30 protein-coding genes are annotated in these 14574 nt (G+C 40.3%); 19 read left to right on the top strand and 11 right to left on the bottom strand.

Annotation, left to right across the window (positions count from 1 at the left end; genetic code table 11):
* Nucleotides 1–380: 380 nt before the first annotated feature.
* Nucleotides 381–761: a cupin domain-containing protein gene (locus HXY43_RS21890; protein WP_290887719.1), complete on the bottom strand. Its 381-nt coding sequence runs from the start codon at nt 759–761 to the stop codon at nt 381–383.
* A gap of 120 nt (nt 762–881) precedes the next feature.
* On the opposite strand from HXY43_RS21890, the gene HXY43_RS21885 reads away from it, so the two are divergent.
* Both HXY43_RS21885 and HXY43_RS21880 read left to right on the top strand, forming a co-directional pair.
* Nucleotides 882–1121, top strand: a complete 240-nt coding sequence (locus tag HXY43_RS21885; protein ID WP_290887722.1) for a GlsB/YeaQ/YmgE family stress response membrane protein — start codon at nt 882–884, stop codon at nt 1119–1121.
* Nucleotides 1122–1399: 278 nt separating this feature from the next.
* Entirely contained in the window at nt 1400–1645 is a 246-nt protein-coding gene (locus HXY43_RS21880) for a hypothetical protein (protein ID WP_290887716.1), read from the top strand.
* A gap of 271 nt (nt 1646–1916) precedes the next feature.
* Here HXY43_RS21880 and HXY43_RS21875 read toward each other — a convergent pair whose 3' ends face one another.
* On the bottom strand, nt 1917–2159 hold the full coding sequence (locus HXY43_RS21875; RefSeq protein ID WP_290887713.1) for a Nif11-like leader peptide family natural product precursor: 243 nt from the start codon (nt 2157–2159) through the stop codon (nt 1917–1919).
* A gap of 120 nt (nt 2160–2279) precedes the next feature.
* Between HXY43_RS21875 and HXY43_RS21870 the strand changes: the two genes are divergently transcribed.
* Nucleotides 2280–2699 carry a hypothetical protein gene (locus HXY43_RS21870; RefSeq protein WP_290887709.1) on the top strand — a complete coding sequence of 140 codons (420 nt, stop codon included), beginning with the start codon at nt 2280–2282 and terminating at the stop codon, nt 2697–2699.
* 23 nt (nt 2700–2722) lie between these two features.
* On the opposite strand, the gene HXY43_RS21865 is transcribed toward HXY43_RS21870, so the two are convergent.
* A complete protein-coding gene (locus HXY43_RS21865) occupies nt 2723–3040 on the bottom strand; it encodes a hypothetical protein (protein ID WP_290887706.1) in 318 nt (105 codons plus the stop codon).
* Nucleotides 3015–3260 carry a hypothetical protein gene (locus HXY43_RS21860; protein WP_290887703.1) on the bottom strand — a complete coding sequence of 82 codons (246 nt, stop codon included), beginning with the start codon at nt 3258–3260 and terminating at the stop codon, nt 3015–3017. The genes HXY43_RS21865 and HXY43_RS21860 overlap by 26 nt, the downstream gene beginning before the upstream one ends.
* An 8-nt stretch (nt 3261–3268) precedes the next feature.
* Between HXY43_RS21860 and HXY43_RS21855 the strand changes: the two genes are divergently transcribed.
* The 7 genes from HXY43_RS21855 (at nt 3269) to HXY43_RS21825 (ending at nt 6667) form a co-directional block, all read left to right on the top strand.
* Nucleotides 3269–4234, top strand: a complete 966-nt coding sequence (locus tag HXY43_RS21855; protein WP_290887700.1) for an HNH endonuclease — start codon at nt 3269–3271, stop codon at nt 4232–4234.
* A gap of 95 nt (nt 4235–4329) precedes the next feature.
* Nucleotides 4330–4539 (top strand): hypothetical protein, encoded by a 210-nt coding sequence (locus tag HXY43_RS21850; RefSeq protein WP_290887697.1) that lies wholly within the window; start codon nt 4330–4332, stop codon nt 4537–4539.
* Nucleotides 4540–4600: 61 nt separating this feature from the next.
* Nucleotides 4601–5041, top strand: a complete 441-nt coding sequence (locus HXY43_RS21845) for a hypothetical protein (RefSeq protein WP_290887694.1) — start codon at nt 4601–4603, stop codon at nt 5039–5041.
* 9 nt (nt 5042–5050) lie between these two features.
* Nucleotides 5051–5521: a hypothetical protein gene (locus HXY43_RS21840; RefSeq protein WP_290887692.1), complete on the top strand. Its 471-nt coding sequence runs from the start codon at nt 5051–5053 to the stop codon at nt 5519–5521.
* A gap of 77 nt (nt 5522–5598) precedes the next feature.
* Nucleotides 5599–5895 carry a hypothetical protein gene (locus tag HXY43_RS21835; RefSeq protein WP_290887690.1) on the top strand — a complete coding sequence of 99 codons (297 nt, stop codon included), beginning with the start codon at nt 5599–5601 and terminating at the stop codon, nt 5893–5895.
* A 47-nt stretch (nt 5896–5942) separates the two neighbouring features.
* A complete protein-coding gene (locus HXY43_RS21830) occupies nt 5943–6155 on the top strand; it encodes a hypothetical protein (protein WP_290887687.1) in 213 nt (70 codons plus the stop codon).
* Nucleotides 6152–6667 (top strand): hypothetical protein, encoded by a 516-nt coding sequence (locus HXY43_RS21825; RefSeq protein WP_290887684.1) that lies wholly within the window; start codon nt 6152–6154, stop codon nt 6665–6667. Before HXY43_RS21830 ends, HXY43_RS21825 begins: the two co-directional genes overlap by 4 nt.
* A 59-nt stretch (nt 6668–6726) precedes the next feature.
* Here HXY43_RS21825 and HXY43_RS21820 read toward each other — a convergent pair whose 3' ends face one another.
* The 5 genes from HXY43_RS21820 to HXY43_RS21800 form a co-directional block, all read right to left on the bottom strand.
* Complete coding sequence (locus HXY43_RS21820; protein WP_290887681.1) at nt 6727–6930, bottom strand: hypothetical protein; 204 nt, start codon at nt 6928–6930, stop codon at nt 6727–6729.
* A gap of 32 nt (nt 6931–6962) precedes the next feature.
* A complete protein-coding gene (locus HXY43_RS21815) occupies nt 6963–7529 on the bottom strand; it encodes a GIY-YIG nuclease family protein (RefSeq protein WP_290887678.1) in 567 nt (188 codons plus the stop codon).
* A gap of 106 nt (nt 7530–7635) precedes the next feature.
* Entirely contained in the window at nt 7636–7851 is a 216-nt protein-coding gene (locus tag HXY43_RS21810) for a hypothetical protein (RefSeq protein ID WP_290887675.1), read from the bottom strand.
* Nucleotides 7852–7981: 130 nt separating this feature from the next.
* Nucleotides 7982–8566: a hypothetical protein gene (locus HXY43_RS21805; protein ID WP_290887672.1), complete on the bottom strand. Its 585-nt coding sequence runs from the start codon at nt 8564–8566 to the stop codon at nt 7982–7984.
* 8 nt (nt 8567–8574) lie between these two features.
* Complete coding sequence (locus HXY43_RS21800) at nt 8575–9048, bottom strand: hypothetical protein (RefSeq protein ID WP_290887669.1); 474 nt, start codon at nt 9046–9048, stop codon at nt 8575–8577.
* A 110-nt stretch (nt 9049–9158) separates the two neighbouring features.
* Between HXY43_RS21800 and HXY43_RS21795 the strand changes: the two genes are divergently transcribed.
* The 4 genes from HXY43_RS21795 (at nt 9159) to HXY43_RS21780 (ending at nt 10071) form a co-directional block, all read left to right on the top strand.
* Nucleotides 9159–9290 carry a hypothetical protein gene (locus HXY43_RS21795; protein ID WP_290887666.1) on the top strand — a complete coding sequence of 44 codons (132 nt, stop codon included), beginning with the start codon at nt 9159–9161 and terminating at the stop codon, nt 9288–9290.
* 103 nt (nt 9291–9393) lie between these two features.
* Entirely contained in the window at nt 9394–9723 is a 330-nt protein-coding gene (locus HXY43_RS21790) for a hypothetical protein (protein WP_290887663.1), read from the top strand.
* Between the two features lie 3 nt (nt 9724–9726).
* Complete coding sequence (locus HXY43_RS21785) at nt 9727–9897, top strand: hypothetical protein (protein ID WP_290887660.1); 171 nt, start codon at nt 9727–9729, stop codon at nt 9895–9897.
* A 42-nt stretch (nt 9898–9939) separates the two neighbouring features.
* Complete coding sequence (locus tag HXY43_RS21780) at nt 9940–10071, top strand: hypothetical protein (protein WP_290887657.1); 132 nt, start codon at nt 9940–9942, stop codon at nt 10069–10071.
* A 663-nt stretch (nt 10072–10734) separates the two neighbouring features.
* Here the strand turns inward: HXY43_RS21780 and HXY43_RS21775 are convergent.
* Nucleotides 10735–10869 (bottom strand): hypothetical protein, encoded by a 135-nt coding sequence (locus tag HXY43_RS21775; RefSeq protein ID WP_290887655.1) that lies wholly within the window; start codon nt 10867–10869, stop codon nt 10735–10737.
* A 357-nt stretch (nt 10870–11226) separates the two neighbouring features.
* Nucleotides 11227–11709, bottom strand: coding sequence for a hypothetical protein (locus HXY43_RS21770; RefSeq protein WP_290887653.1), 483 nt, complete (start codon nt 11707–11709; stop codon nt 11227–11229).
* Nucleotides 11710–11842: 133 nt separating this feature from the next.
* Between HXY43_RS21770 and HXY43_RS21765 the strand changes: the two genes are divergently transcribed.
* The 5 genes from HXY43_RS21765 (at nt 11843) to HXY43_RS21745 (ending at nt 14510) form a co-directional block, all read left to right on the top strand.
* Complete coding sequence (locus HXY43_RS21765; protein ID WP_290887650.1) at nt 11843–12043, top strand: hypothetical protein; 201 nt, start codon at nt 11843–11845, stop codon at nt 12041–12043.
* Nucleotides 12044–12113: 70 nt separating this feature from the next.
* A complete protein-coding gene (locus HXY43_RS21760) occupies nt 12114–12860 on the top strand; it encodes a hypothetical protein (protein ID WP_290887647.1) in 747 nt (248 codons plus the stop codon).
* An 8-nt stretch (nt 12861–12868) separates the two neighbouring features.
* Nucleotides 12869–13369, top strand: a complete 501-nt coding sequence (locus tag HXY43_RS21755; protein ID WP_290887644.1) for a hypothetical protein — start codon at nt 12869–12871, stop codon at nt 13367–13369.
* A gap of 92 nt (nt 13370–13461) precedes the next feature.
* On the top strand, nt 13462–14214 hold the full coding sequence (locus HXY43_RS21750) for an antirestriction protein ArdA (protein ID WP_290887641.1): 753 nt from the start codon (nt 13462–13464) through the stop codon (nt 14212–14214).
* A gap of 47 nt (nt 14215–14261) precedes the next feature.
* On the top strand, nt 14262–14510 hold the full coding sequence (locus HXY43_RS21745) for a hypothetical protein (RefSeq protein ID WP_290887639.1): 249 nt from the start codon (nt 14262–14264) through the stop codon (nt 14508–14510).
* Nucleotides 14511–14574: the final 64 nt, after the last annotated feature.

Below are 14574 nucleotides of genomic sequence, written 5' to 3'. Positions count from 1 at the left end.
CATCTCTCGCCAAATGCTTCAGGATTTGTAATTCTACATCCATTGCCCTGCTTACCTTCCAGAGTTTTTTCTTTTGATTCTTTTATTCAGAATACCCGGAAAGTGACAGAAGAGGGTTATAGCTGGTAGATGGTAGTCCATTTTGTCTATTGTCTGTCATTGTACTTGTTACATTTATCACCCTAAATTAATGCAAGTTTAATCTAAAAATTGATAGATAAAATACGCTTTTAATTGCTTGATATGTAATTAATACATATAAATTATGCGGAATATTCATAATGTTTTTACTTAATAACTTTTCGTTAATCTTCTACCTGTAAGTAGCAAGGGTTTTGGGTAGTGGGAGGTACAGAAGTGATCGCAGGTCGCATTCTTAGTTAGGGATGAAGGGATAAAGAATCTTCTGACGAGACAAGTTGATAACCTGCATCAGCTGGCGATACGACTGAAATGAAAACCAATGGCTCTGAGCCGTTGTTGAATACTCCGTGTACACATCCGGTATGAGCGACTACTATATCTCCTGCAATGATCGGCTTGGTAGTACCTGTTTGATCCAGATAATATTCTCCCCTTCCGCTCAAAACAGTCCAGGTATCTTGCCCGTTAGGATGGGTGTGCATAGGGATTTTCTGCCCCGGCTTGATATACCAAGCCACAACGACAGCATCCTTGGATTCCGTAATCACCGAACGAATAGGCTCCCCATCTGTCGGCTGAAAAAATTTAGAACTGTTGAATATCCTGGTCGTACTCATCTTTGTTCTCTATCACTATTGGAGACAGACTACACTAATAAAAACAGTGCTACCTTTGAGAGTTATCTAAGATGCGATTGTCTCACTGCATTGTCTCACAGCTAAACAGACTATCAACAAATCGCTGGTGCTATTGCTAAAGCTATTTACCCTGGTCATCAAGGCGGCGGCATTTTAGGAACAATTCTTTTAGGAATTATTGGTGCATTTGTTGGTGGTAGTTTGGGCGTATTCTTCACTACAGGACGCTTTGCCCTAGCAGCCTCAACTCTGAGCATTCCTGGTATTTTAGTGGCAGTTATTGGTGCAATTATTGCTGTTTTGGTGTGGAACTTGTTAACCCGTCGCAGCGCTGTGTAATCAATTTAATTGCACTTGATTTATAGTAAACCTCAGGGAATTCATTACATTATATTTTCTCCCTGAATTTAAATAAAGCAGTAGCGCCAACCTGAATGTAGGCAGGCGCTATTATTATTTTTATATACAAAAAACTAGGTGCGATCGCCTGATTGAAGTGACGATGTACAAGAGCGATCGCATTAATTAAAACTGGTGAAATAAATCATCATGTGGGTAGAAGTGTAAAAACAAGGAAATAGGTAATTTAAAGACAACGGCAATTTTATAGATATGCAATGACGCGAGAAGTTACAGATACTGACGGAATCACTTGGACATGCACACAGGCGTATTCAGGTCTTTCGGATGAAAAGGAAAACAACACAGCTGCTCAAGTAAATGAGGAACGCGATACATATTGGGTTGTCTGCACACCGAGCGGCGGCGCTAAATCGGTGCGGCTCGAACTACCTGGTGAATGGGAAGATTCCTACTCTGATGAGGATTTGTTGAAGCAAATTAAGACAGGCTTGGAGAAATAAGGCAAATTCATGAGCTTTGGCACGAAAGCGAGGAGCAAAAATGTTGGGGCAATTTTTTGATGTTGCGCGATCGCTTTTATATGGATACTCTCAAGCGTCAAATTTGATAGTATCTCGGCAGATCACTTATTTACTTGATAAAGGCCTTGTACTCTTCAATCTTAATAGCCAAACGTGAAGCTATAAACGAACTTGCATCCTTGAGCGCTTTATAAATCTCAATAGCTTCTTCTAATTAATGTCAGATGACTTTATCACCTATTTTTATTTCCTAAGCATCTTCTGCTAGTACAATAGGCGCAATCATATTGCGTACATTACTTAACCCCTGGTGTAATGATTCTTTGCTAAAGTTATAACCGCGTTCGGCGGCCATATTCATGATTGTGCCGTTATCTTTAGCATCAATTGCAGCCAGAAATTGTTCTAGTAATACTTCATTCTGAAGAACAATTCTGAAAAATTCCATAACTTGCAGTTCGTTTTTAGCTTGCTCTATTGATGAACCAGTCATAGTTCAACTTCAACAAAATAAGATTATCGTGCGTGCGAGCGCGCTGGATGATATTGTAATAGCAATAAAAGTAGTATTACCTGGGGTCAGGTTAAACTAAACTTATTTCGTAGCAAATTTATGGAAACAAAACACAATTATTTCATTATCTTTGACACCTCAGAGGGAGCGTACTTGTGTTTAAATCCTGATAACAAAGGTTTGTTAACTTACTCAACCCCAAAACAAGCCTGTGATGCTTTCGAGTTGGGCTACAAAGAGCGTCATCAACAGCATTCCTCTACTTGGTCTACTAGTGCAACATTGCATTGGTTAAACCTAAAACCATTTGTGGTAGCTTTAAGTGCCAGCCTAACTCCAATGGAAGTGTTAAAGGCGCTCTCAAATTCAGATACTCCAGACCTAAAGGTGTATTCTCTGTCTAGTGTTGCTGTGAGTCATGTTAAGGGAGCTAAAGTTGACTTAGAAACCTGCCGCCATTATGAAGTATCAAAGGTAGAGTTGATTAACCCTAAATGGTGGCAAGAAGAACCTGCTTAATTATCTTCCTCTGTGTCACTTCATTACTCCTCAATAAGTTCTAACCCCGTCTCTCGTGCTACCCGTTGAGCCAACGATTCTCCAAAAGGGCGAGGGTTGGCTTGCAACCACCGCGAAAACTCATCCAAAATATTGACGTAACTATTTATATGCTGCTCTAACCAATCTGCCTCAGCTGCATAGCCCATATCATCAAGTGCAAGTATGACACAGGCATAGTTAAACATATTGCACAGTCCACTAGCTCTAACCTCAGCCAGCGCTTCCATGAAAAGTGGGGGGCGATGCCTTTCGGCAAGCCGCAGAGCGTCTACGCTACTCGATAATGTTTCCTTCCTCATCCCGCTTCACCTCCACCACCTTGACATCAAAACTTTCCCACTCCTGCACAGTAAACCCCGCTTTAGTTTCGTCTGGATACCGCCGCGCCATTTCCTGCCATGCTTCTTCTTCTGTCTCAGCCTTAATATAGTGTCCCTGTCTGGCTTCGATGTTATCTCGACCAATACAGTCGTGCAGGTATAATGCGTTACGTGTACATCGAAACTCGCGCATAGTCATAACCGTAAATGGCTAAAGATTTAGCTTACTATGTTAAGAAATTTTCTCCCAGGTCTGTTGTTGGCAAGACAGGCTTAAATGTTAGCCCTGGTGCGCCCAACAAACCGATATTGTTGTTATCGGTCATTGAAATGATAAGTCAAGAGCAGATAAGACAAAACCAAATTCCTCTATCTGCCGAACTCATAGCCACGTTTCTTAAGTTGTGGAGCCATCTTGAACCAATACGAAAAGCAGATATAGGATTGCCGTTTTACCATCTCACCAGTGATGGTTTCTGGCATTATCAAATGAAGGTGGGGTTTGAATCACTAATTGCTGCCAAGGTCAAAATCAGGACTCCCAGCACTATTAGGGAAACTGTAGAGTATGCTTACTTAGATAATGAACTTTGGTCACTGCTGCAAAACGAGAGCGATCGCACTGTACTAACCCACACACTTATTAATTCGTGGTTTCGCGATCGCACTTCTAACATCGAAACTCTACTACAAGTCAATGCCTTTGCTGAACTGCAAGACCAGTTGCAACGTTCCGGCGGTAAAGTTTACAAACCGGAAGAACTGGAGGATGAGCAAGCTGTAATTGTTCGGGATGGTGCATTTCGTAAAATTGTTGTCTCAACTTACAACCACACTTGCGCCTTCTGCGGGTTGCAAATACTCGATACCAATGGTCAAAACATTGTGGACGGGTCACACATCAAACCATTTTCGCTGTTTTATGATGACAGGATTGATAATGGTCTTTCTCTGTGTAAAAACCATCACTGGGCATTTGACCGCTTTTGGTTCACTATCAACGACGACTATACCATCATCGTTGCTGACAACTTGCGGGAAGACTCACCCAATGCCAAACCAATGCGGGAGTTTATGGGCGATCGCATTATTTTACCTAGCCAGCAGCAGTATTATCCAAGGCAAGACGCTTTAGCATGGCATAGAGAGGAATTTTCGAGGCGTGCTGCGTAGGATGTAGGTCTTAGCAGCCGCGTCCAGGCGATCGCATCATTCTACGAGCGCAAATACAGTATGATCCCAATCAATAAAGAGTTAATAAAAAAGTTATGTATACTGCTTACCCGTATGTAATTAAAAATGATAGCGGTGCATTCCTACAACACGATGCAACGATGGCAAACCCCATCTGGGGCAATATCGACACCGCCATGCACATCCGCCATTACATTGGTGCAGTCACGATTCAAGAGGTAACAGGTGGCTGGGTCTTTCAACTCAAGGGCGATCACTATGAATACAATTTTGTTTGTATATAAACCTAAAGCTTTTGTCAGTCAATGATTGCAAGTTTGTTTTTGAATAATAAATTTCAAAATAATGAACACACTACAACTAAAATTAGGAGATAAAGTAGGGGTATTTTTTTACGATGATTGGCGTGGTAGTAAAGCCATAATTGATGAAGTTACACATATTTCATCTAGTGGTACAATTACTCTCAAAAATGGTACTCGCTACAACCGCAATGGAAGAGAAGTAGGTGCTTTGGGTGAGGCAACTTATCTGTGTACACCAGAAAAAGCACAGACAATTATTGAAAAGGCTTCTGCACCACCACAGGATAAAGAAGTTATAGATGCGATAGACCCATTAGAAAAAAGACGTAAGAAAGCGGCTAAACTAGCAGTGAAATCAGCAATTCAAGCTCTAAATCAGTATGGTTGGTATGCTGATATTAATGGAGAAATGGATGCACTTGAATCTGAACTTGAGCAATTGATTTTATCTTATCTCGAACGACACGACCCTATTGAGTAAACTACTTATATGTACTACGGATATCGCTGCTATAACAAAGATGATAAGCCTCTAGGCTGGTTGTACACATTTAGCAACAATACTGAATATGCCTGGACTAATCAAGATTTACATTGGTGCAAGCGCTGGAAGACTGAACGGGGTGCAAAAAAACATTTTGATAATTACAACAATCGCTGGCAGTTTAAAAGCAAAGGTGGATATCTAAAAATTGAAACTATGCCTAATATTCCAGAACCTGAATCTACAGAATCACGCCGTCAGAAAATCTTAGAAGAATGGGGAGATGATGTAGTTATACAATCCCAAAATAAAGATGATGAGAAATCTTATAAAATGTCATTTATTCCAAAAATTGAAATACTGGAATGGCTTAAAAAAGAACGTTTTACTGATGATAATGGTGAGCCAGAAACTGATGCAGCACTCCTGAATAGGAAGTTATATAAATTAATGAAATTAGAGCAACAAGGATTTTAATCTAGTGATTATAAATAAATTTAATTTTGTATTAAAATACTATAATAATAAGTATAGTAAAAATTTCATGGCAAACAATGAAAGCAGAAGAACTAAAAAGTTTAGTTATTAATATTATTCAAGAAAAGCCTAGATTTTTTGACCATGTTTGTACTAAAGATATCAAAGCTCTGCTATTAGCACATTATAATATTTCTGTAAGTGAGAAAATGATTATTAAAGTGATGATGCAAGTAGTAGAAGAGGGGAAAAGCAAATTTGGTGGAGATGGTTACGAGTGTGGGGATGGTAGTACACTAACATGGGCTGATGAACACGCAGTAGCTGGGTCAAAAATGACAGGGGTTCATAAGTACTGGTGGTTTAACATTTAGCTGAATTTAAAAAATCTTCATCAACATAAACTAATGATTTTAGTGTAATGAGGATGACAATCAAATTTGAATTAATTGAAGGACTACCTGAAGATCATGGAACCTATCTTTTTTTGCTAGAAGATGGTTCTCTTAAAGAAGGATATTTTAGCTCTTTCCCTTTCCCCTATCATCAACAAGATGTGAGAGTTGCCAACTGTGAAGATGAAGAGTTTTATTATTATAAAGTTGTAGGTTGGCTTAAGCGTATAGAATCATGAATAACAACCTAGACCGTTTGCTGGATAAAATCAAAGAACAAGCAGACCTAATTGATAAGCTAAATCAACGTTCTAAATTTCGCTATAGAAGCACACAAAAACTAATCTTAGAATACGGACAACCTTTTACCAAAAAAATAAAGCCACCATTTAAAGGCAAGATTAAATCCTGCTTTGAAAATTGCTTTCAAGCATTGTTGAAGTATCCAAATTTTTACTACTGTGAAGGTTTTGCTATTGATGATGAACTGCCACTAGCAGTATCTCACGCTTGGCTTATCAATGAAAAAGGGGAAGTAATAGACCCAACTTGGATAGGTGAGCAATACAAAGGCAGCACTTATTTTGGCATAGTTTTTGATAGAGAATTCGTGTTTGAATTTGCCAGAAAAACTAAGTGCTATGGAATTTTAGATAGCGACTACATGAATGACCATCAACTACAACGTGAAGGCTTCCCACCATCAGCACTCCATCCCACATTTCATTCTTCTACAAGCGTGACTGAGTGAAATATTTTTGGGTGCGATCGCTCAATTGAAGTAATGATGCACATGAGCGATCGCACTATTCAATCATCTGGAAACTGCCAAGCTGAGATACTTTCTACATTTTTACTACCGCATTTGACACACTTAGCTTCGGCACTTGAATCCATCCACTCATAGCCGCAGGCATGACAATGGCAGAAAATATTATTGCGGTTTGCATCTTTTATACCCTGATGCCACTGGCGTTGTTGCTCAGGATTTGTGAAAGGAAAACTATCGGACATTTTAGTAAGCCTTATATTTCAGCATCAAAAGTTTAGCCAAAAGGTCTAGCCCATAGCCCCCACAGTTCTTTATTAAATGGGGACTTCCATCGTTGAATCAAGGCTTGTTCCAACTGCTGCCTAGCTTTTCTCTGGGTTGGTGCATCCCACCAAAAAGCAATATTAACCGCAGTCTTTAACCCATACTGGTAATGCAAGTCCTGATAGCTTGCTATGTAATCTTTGCAGTCGTGAATTCCCTTCCACCGCTTATTACTGCGGCAGGTTTCACCAATGTAGAGGATAAGGTGAGCAGCATTATCAACAACAAAGTAAAGACAACTATCACCAGGACTATCTGCTGGCATTCTCCAAAACGAGAGCGATCGCACTTCCAACTGTAAAGGATCAATCTGGTCTGGGTCGCAGTGGTTGGGTGCAAGGTCAAATAGTACGGTCTGCTCTGGTGGTTTGCTCTGTCTCACCCTTTGCTGATAGTCAAAAATCTGGGATTTCCACTGCACCAAAGCATTGTGGCTCATCACCAGTGTTTCTGCTCTACGCGCTGGTGTGAGGGTCAAATCAGAAAATAGGTTTAGCTGGTTGTGTTCTAAGGGCATCACAAGCAATGTAGCAAACAGTTGATTATTATCCCCTAGAACTGAAAATAATCAAGGGTGCAATAAACCTGGTAATAGGTTTAGGGGAGCGATCACACAAACTAAATTACAGCTTAATTCTGGCTACTTTCTCATCATTTTCTGAGTTCCACGCCATGAAATCATATCCACCATCTCTATTTTTTTGATAGTCGTACTCTAAATCTAAGGCGTGTGCAGCTTCTATGAATTCTTCTAATGTGCCGTCACACCAATCTATTTCTCGATTTTTAATTCCTCTAAGAATTGCTTTAGCGGCGTAACCGCTCTGTATTTCAAGCAACTGGCTTTGATGCCGCTACGCGATCGCACTCCCACGCAGCCCAACTCCAACAGCACCAGCAGCGATCGCCAAAAAAGACGTATGCAAAGTAATAAACTTTCACATACGTGTACACATGCGGAGATTCCAGTTATGCTGCTAGTTCTGGTTTTTGATTAACCCACTGTCTAAGTTGCTCTATTTTTTCTCTTTCATGATCCAGTAAATCATTTGGATTTAATTCCAACAGATGATGAATAGCTGCAATCACTTCCTCTCTTGTCCAGCCAAGAATCATATTGTTTCTGATTAAATCATCCAGACTCTTATAAGAAAAGAGGAAAAAGTCACCAAGATTCTTAACATCTTCAACAATTCTTTCGGAATCAGGATGAAGAATGTTTTGTGGTTTATAAAAACATCTCCAGATTTCTTTAAACCTTACATTATAGGCACATTCAAGCTCTCTGAACTCTAATTCATTTTCAGAACTTCTAGTTTCTCTTTGCACTTCATAGACTAAGTAATGTGTTTTGATGTGTCTATACCTTATCTCATGAGGCTTCTCGCTTATTTTTCTTTGTTCCCAAATGTAATTGTTTAAAACGTGTTCTATCTCAGCGTCCTCAGCATTTAAGCTCGTCATTTCAGGATTGTATCTTTGTCCATGAAGGTAGTATTTTTGACAAATAAGATAGCCTTCAGAAATAAATTTTGTTGTTTGAGGTATTGGCATAATTACTCCTATTTGACTCTTCTTATTTGGCAGAGAAACATAGGTTCACTATCAATTCCCTCTGCTTCAGGTCCGCTTACTCCTGTACGTGCAAGAGGTAGAGCTTCCCATACTCCGCCATGTTCTCTTGCATATCTAGAGGCTTCTTGCTGGCATTCTTGTAAAGTTCTGACCATGCCTCTTGTAACAACCCTGCCAACAGGATATTGTTCTCCCCCCTCTTGAGTAAACACCTCACCCCTTACAGTTGCTGTGTATGTTTCCTTTGTTTTGGTATTTTGCCAGACATAGTAAATCGTACCTGCTATGATTACTGTCCCAATCACCACACATCCTACACCAGCTGTACCTACACATATAGCTGGTGCTGCTGGTGCTAGAAGTGCTGGATTTGCTTTCGCTCTGTCTATCTTAATTGTGGTAACAGAAAATGCGATCGCCACTCCGACACTGATGATTGTTTTAGATTTAACTTTGCTCATCTTTTATTAAGAAAGTGGTGTCAGTGGACACCACAGAAACGTTTCCAAGCTGAGTCCTTAAACTCAGCATTTACGCTCTATTTGGCAAGAACAGCGAATGCCGAGTTTAGGTGCAACTTGCTACCGCATTTGGTTTCACTTTTTTTGACGCCGATATCAAGCAATCACAGCAAGTCAACCAAGAGCGATCGCATCTTTCTACTTCTGCATACTATCAGAATTTGGACATAATTGACCCATAATTGACCCATATATGGGTCAATTATGGAATAAAATCTTTGAGTAATCCTTTTTTGTGCCAATTCTGGGGCAGATTTGGAAAAATAGAAACGCTTAGGTAGCAATATGGATGCAGTAGAATCAAACCCCAGAAAGGATGAAATGCCTAGAAAAGATGAAAGGTTAGCTATCCCCGGTTTAGGGGAATATTACAATGACGTGTTGACTGTGGATGCATGGGTAAATGGTCGTACTAAGGTTTCACAAGCACAGTCTCTTTTGTGTGCCAAGCTCCAAGAGCGGGACAAGTTGATTAAAGAGCGGGTAGAGTACCTAGCTAAGAAGCGGGGGATTACCTTTGACCAGATGTGGGCAGAAATTCTTAATGGCACTGCTCAAAAGATGATTTCCGGTGAAGGTGAAGGACTAGAGTACAAGAGTGGGGATGAGGGATAATTAATGGAAGCGAAAAATTCAGCAACAGCTGATGATTTACAACTTTTTATTCAAGAGCTTGAGGAACTTGAGGATTTAGCAACTAAAGTTGTAGAAGCTTATTTAAATAAAGGTGATTGTTCAGATTTCAAGGCAGCACTTGAGGCGCTGGCAATATTCCTTAAAATTATGTAGTTCTTAAGCGATCGCACCCATTCAACATTTCCTCTAAGAAAAATGACACAACAAACTCAACCATCAAAAAATCTATTTGAGCCAATTAAGCCACCAAAGGTTAGTGAGGATTTATTGCCATTGCTGATTGATATTCTTCAGCCGCCGCCACCTCAGAAGCAACCAAAAAATTAGGTATGAAGGCGATCGCTTCCCTGGTCGCCTTTTTGATAAGTTAGGTGTCGTCATTACACCTGTTGGGTGCGTAGACGCGTAGCGGCTTCTCGGAACGAGATCGCACTGTTAGAACTAGGCAAGACAGAAGCCTCTTGGTAGTTCTCTTGAAAACTGGGCGTAAAGGTATTGAGAATCTTACTTGTCTGCGTAGAGAATGCAATCACATTAAAACTAGGAGCGATCGCAACCTTAAAGGAAAAAGCGCATTTATTGGTAAGACAATAGCTAAGGCATGATTATGATTTTTAAGAGAAGCGATCGCAAGTATTAATTGCAAATACCAGCTGTTGCTTCGCGTTGTTTGTTTGGATTATATAAGGTTACTTCGTAGTTGTTGTGCTTTTTGTCTGCTGCTATTTAGTTGATCGTGAAGTGGCCAAAACCTGGAAGCAGCAGCCAAAAAGCGGTGCAAAAAAAGCACCGAAAAGCCATTTTAGCACTTCCGTTCCTCCAGTGCTATGGCTTTTCTTGGGGTGCTTTTTTTGCGGGAGAGGAATAAGAGTGAAGAGAAAAGAGAAAGGGGTAAGGGTTGTCCTGTGGGCTGCCCTTGGGTTTGGTGGCGTGGGTTTTGGCGGTTGGCCAACCAGTTCCGGTGGTGGCGGTAGCAGCTTAGGCACAACATCACGACTTATCAGTTTCTACCTGTGCGTTCAAAGGCTTTAGGTCTGCTATGAAGCGATCGCCACCAGGTTTGGTTGTGCCATTGCCAAAGTGTCTTACAAAACTGTTTCTTTGGTTTTGGCCAACAACTGTCACGGGTCAGTTGTCGGTGGTTGGTTCACTCGCTCCCTGTCGTCGTCCCCGCGTCCCGTGCCACTGGGTCATTGCCTCCGGGTTCACGTCGTTTCCCTTCCACTCTTCTAATATAGCTTTTTTTAGCTATAGTGTCTATAGCTATTTTTAGATATAATATAAAGTTTTGTTAAAGCTTTCTATAACTTGTCTCAAGCTAGCTATTGGTTCACTGTGGATGGTTCCGCTCCTTCACCTCCTCCGGGGCGCGGTTGGGGCTGGGCCTTAAAGTTAGTCGCCTTTCCTTTGTCTTGTCCCCCAACCGCCACCCCTCCCCCGTTTCAGTCGCTCCACAACAAGAGGAATTCACAAGAGCGTAGGTCAAAACAGACTCAGCTGCTCATGTGTTGGTTCGTCTGTTAACCACTCTGGCATCCAAGAGCGATCGCCAAATTTAGTTTCAAAAAGTGGAAATAAATATATCTGCACACCCCGATACTTGGCGTAAGCAATCGTTAGCCAAGTTCCAGACCCGCCGCCGTTGGGGCTTTTGCAGGGCTTGCACCCATTTGGACAAGGCTTATTAGGAAAAGCATACAACCAAGGGTTTTCAAGGTCTGCGATCGCATCAATCATCCTTTTGCTACGTGCTGCAAAATGCCATTTTTGCTTTCCTTCCACCTCATACACCGTCAGTTGCTTGTTGTAGTAGCCCGCAGCCCGCCGCACAAAATCATCCAGCCCTAGTGCGTCTCCTACATGCCAATCTGCTGTGTGGTTGCTAATAAAGTAAGCAAAATCCTTACATATCTCGTGTTCCTGGGCTTTGGTTAGTTGCCTGGGGCCTGTGAAAGCTATCTGCATTTTCTTATCCTAATCTTTATATTATTATAGCTAAAAATAGCTTGTTTTATAGCTAAAAATAGCTATAATAAAAATATGAAAAAACCGAGGCGGCAACCTCGGCTGACGATTAAATAGCTAAAGGTATTTTACAATGCAAGACTTTAACTTCATTCTCAATCACTGCGATCGCACCATCGAGCTTTACGAAAAGGTGGAAAAAGAGTTAATTGATAAAAACCTCTCTCCGAACAGTGCCAAATGGGTACAAGAGGAACTCCAAAGAATTAAGTGTTTGATTCAAGGCTACCAAGAAGCAGAAGCCAAGGAAATGGCGAATTATTTTAATCAATAAAAGTTTAGGGGGTGAAATACCCCCATCTCCTCAGTAATTCATCTCTGCAACATTATTCTCAAAGCATCCCATGAACGCTACACAAAAATTCTCTGCCAAAGCCCACACACGCCCCAATTACAATTACTCTAATTTTCATAAATCTTTATTGCATGAAAACAACGCTGAAGACTACGCACTGCGACACCTTTACAGCCTTGAGAACACTAAGGAATTACTCAGACAATGGGGATGGTTAGAGGAGGATATTAAAAAAGGTATTGACTTGATAACAATCGAAGTTTACGAAACTTTTGTATATCTGCATATTCCCAACAAAATCGTTAGAGAGTATAAAACACCAGTTCCTCACACCACAATAAAAAAAATCAAAGGTCTATCCCGGTTTGTCTCAAAGGCTGATTTTGTAGATGTATTAATAAATCGTTGCTGGGATAAAGCAGACCCCTATAAGCTACAAATTGGTGATAATTGGCATGAATTAATTGCTAAGGGAATGACCGATGAATTTTATGAATTAAATCTTTTACCTCACTCTATTACTTGCTCATGTCATGCTTACAGTGGGATTGAAAAAGCATTTTTGCAGGATAAAGTAGCTAAAAAATACTTAATTGTTCATCCTGTAGTAGTGGGTCAGATACCAGATAAGCATGTATTCGGAGCTTGGAAATATTTGGGAGCTAATACACAGATTCAATATGAACACTGCTGGGCTAATCGCAGAGATGCAGCGATAGCTGAAGTAATAGGTAGACGATCGCTCTATGAAATGGTATCTGAGGAATTTTTAGAAGACATCCCAGAAGATTGGTAAAAATAACTGTGATCGCTTTTCTCTTCAACCAGAGCGATGGCAACGAGAACACCCCAGGCATAGCACCCATAAAAATTATCACTCTCTCTTCATCCTCTAAGAAAATTATGCAATCAAAAGTAATTCTGAAAAAATGCCTACATACTCCCCCTTGGGAATGGGAATGGGAAAATCTAAATAATCTAAAAAGCGAGGAAATTGCAGGGCTTTGCAAAATAATGGGAATCCCTCACAGTGGAACAAAAAACGAAAAAATTGAGAGACTAAAAACAGCCTCAGACGTGAGACATTTTTTACATAATCAAAGCTTAGAATCTCTGCAAAAACTACCTAAAAAGCTGCTTGTAGAGAACGCAAAAAAGGTAGGAAAAGCCAGCTATTTAAACAAATATGGCATTGCAGCCGCCTTAATAAATTGGCGTTCAGAATGTCAGAGAAAAGGCAAAGAAGTTGTCAGACAGTCCAGAGAATACGCCAAAACCCAGCCTAAGCAATTATCTCTTTTTTAATTAATCTGCGACGCCCTCATACAAGTAATCACTTTCCCTAACAGATAGTTTCTTAATCTCCCCCTTCATTGATTTAAAAAGGTATTCGACCAATGCAATTAATTTTCAAATCAGCAATAGATGCTTTATCTGTAGCAGAACAACTCTACAATGTTGAACGAGTAGATAACATTTTAATTACTGATAAAGTTGATTATGCAGCCCTAGAGTTAGCAGTTAGTTTAGCTCAGGTAAGTTTTCCCGCTTTCAGCTTTCCCATTGTTAGCAGTTTAAAATGCCGTTTACCATTCCCCAGGCATGAGCGAGAATGCACAGATGAAAATACACCAAAAATATATGTAGCTTGCCTATCAGCTTATAACTGTGGAATGCTTCACGGACTTTGGATTGATGCCACCCAGGAACCGGAAGACATAGAAGATGATATTAAATGGATGCTTTCTTGGTCGCCAGTTGCAGACACAGAAGCCTGTGAAGAATGGGCAATTCATGATTATGAAAACTGGCAGAATATCAAACTTGATGAATACGAAGACATAGAGCGTGTTTCAGAACTAGCGAATTTACTGGAAGAACATGGTAAAGCCTTTGCTGTTTACTATCAATACTACGGTAACGATGCCACCATTGAAGACTTCCAAGAGCGCTATTTAGGGCAATACAAGGATGAGGAAGATTTTGTTTATCAAAGGTGGGATGAGTGCGGAACACTGAAAAAGCTAGAAGAGTTAAACATCAATGAATCTTACATTGATTGGAGTGCGATCGCTCGTGATTGGTTTATAGATTCGTACCACTCGGTAGAAGTTGGATATAAACAAACCTACGTTTTTAGTCGTCATTAAACTCATGTCCCTGTGGGTAGGTGGTCAGACCCTCATATTTAAGAATTATGCAAGCAGCACACTGTGCTTTATTCGTAGCACTAAAAGAGTTCCCAAAAGCTCCCGAATTAGCAAGTGCAAAGCAATGTCTAGAAAAAGCAGTTGCTCTTTCCAAAGAGTATCACAGAATAAAATACTCTATCTTTTGGAAAACTTCACCAAATAAATTGAAGAAAAAAACTAGTCAACAAATGCATGAAATAGCCAGGGTAAGAGCATCTCAATCAGGCTTGACACAAGGAATCAGAAGAATCTAAAGTGTTGCTAATGAAAAAACAATTGAGAACCTGAACCATATAATTGTTATCCATAGCAGTGCGT

Source organism: Fischerella sp., from assembly GCF_013388695.1.
Lineage (GTDB): Bacteria > Cyanobacteriota > Cyanobacteriia > Cyanobacteriales > Nostocaceae > PCC9605.
Note: the sequence above shows the minus strand (reverse complement) of the source record. Positions and strands in the feature narration are given on the sequence as shown.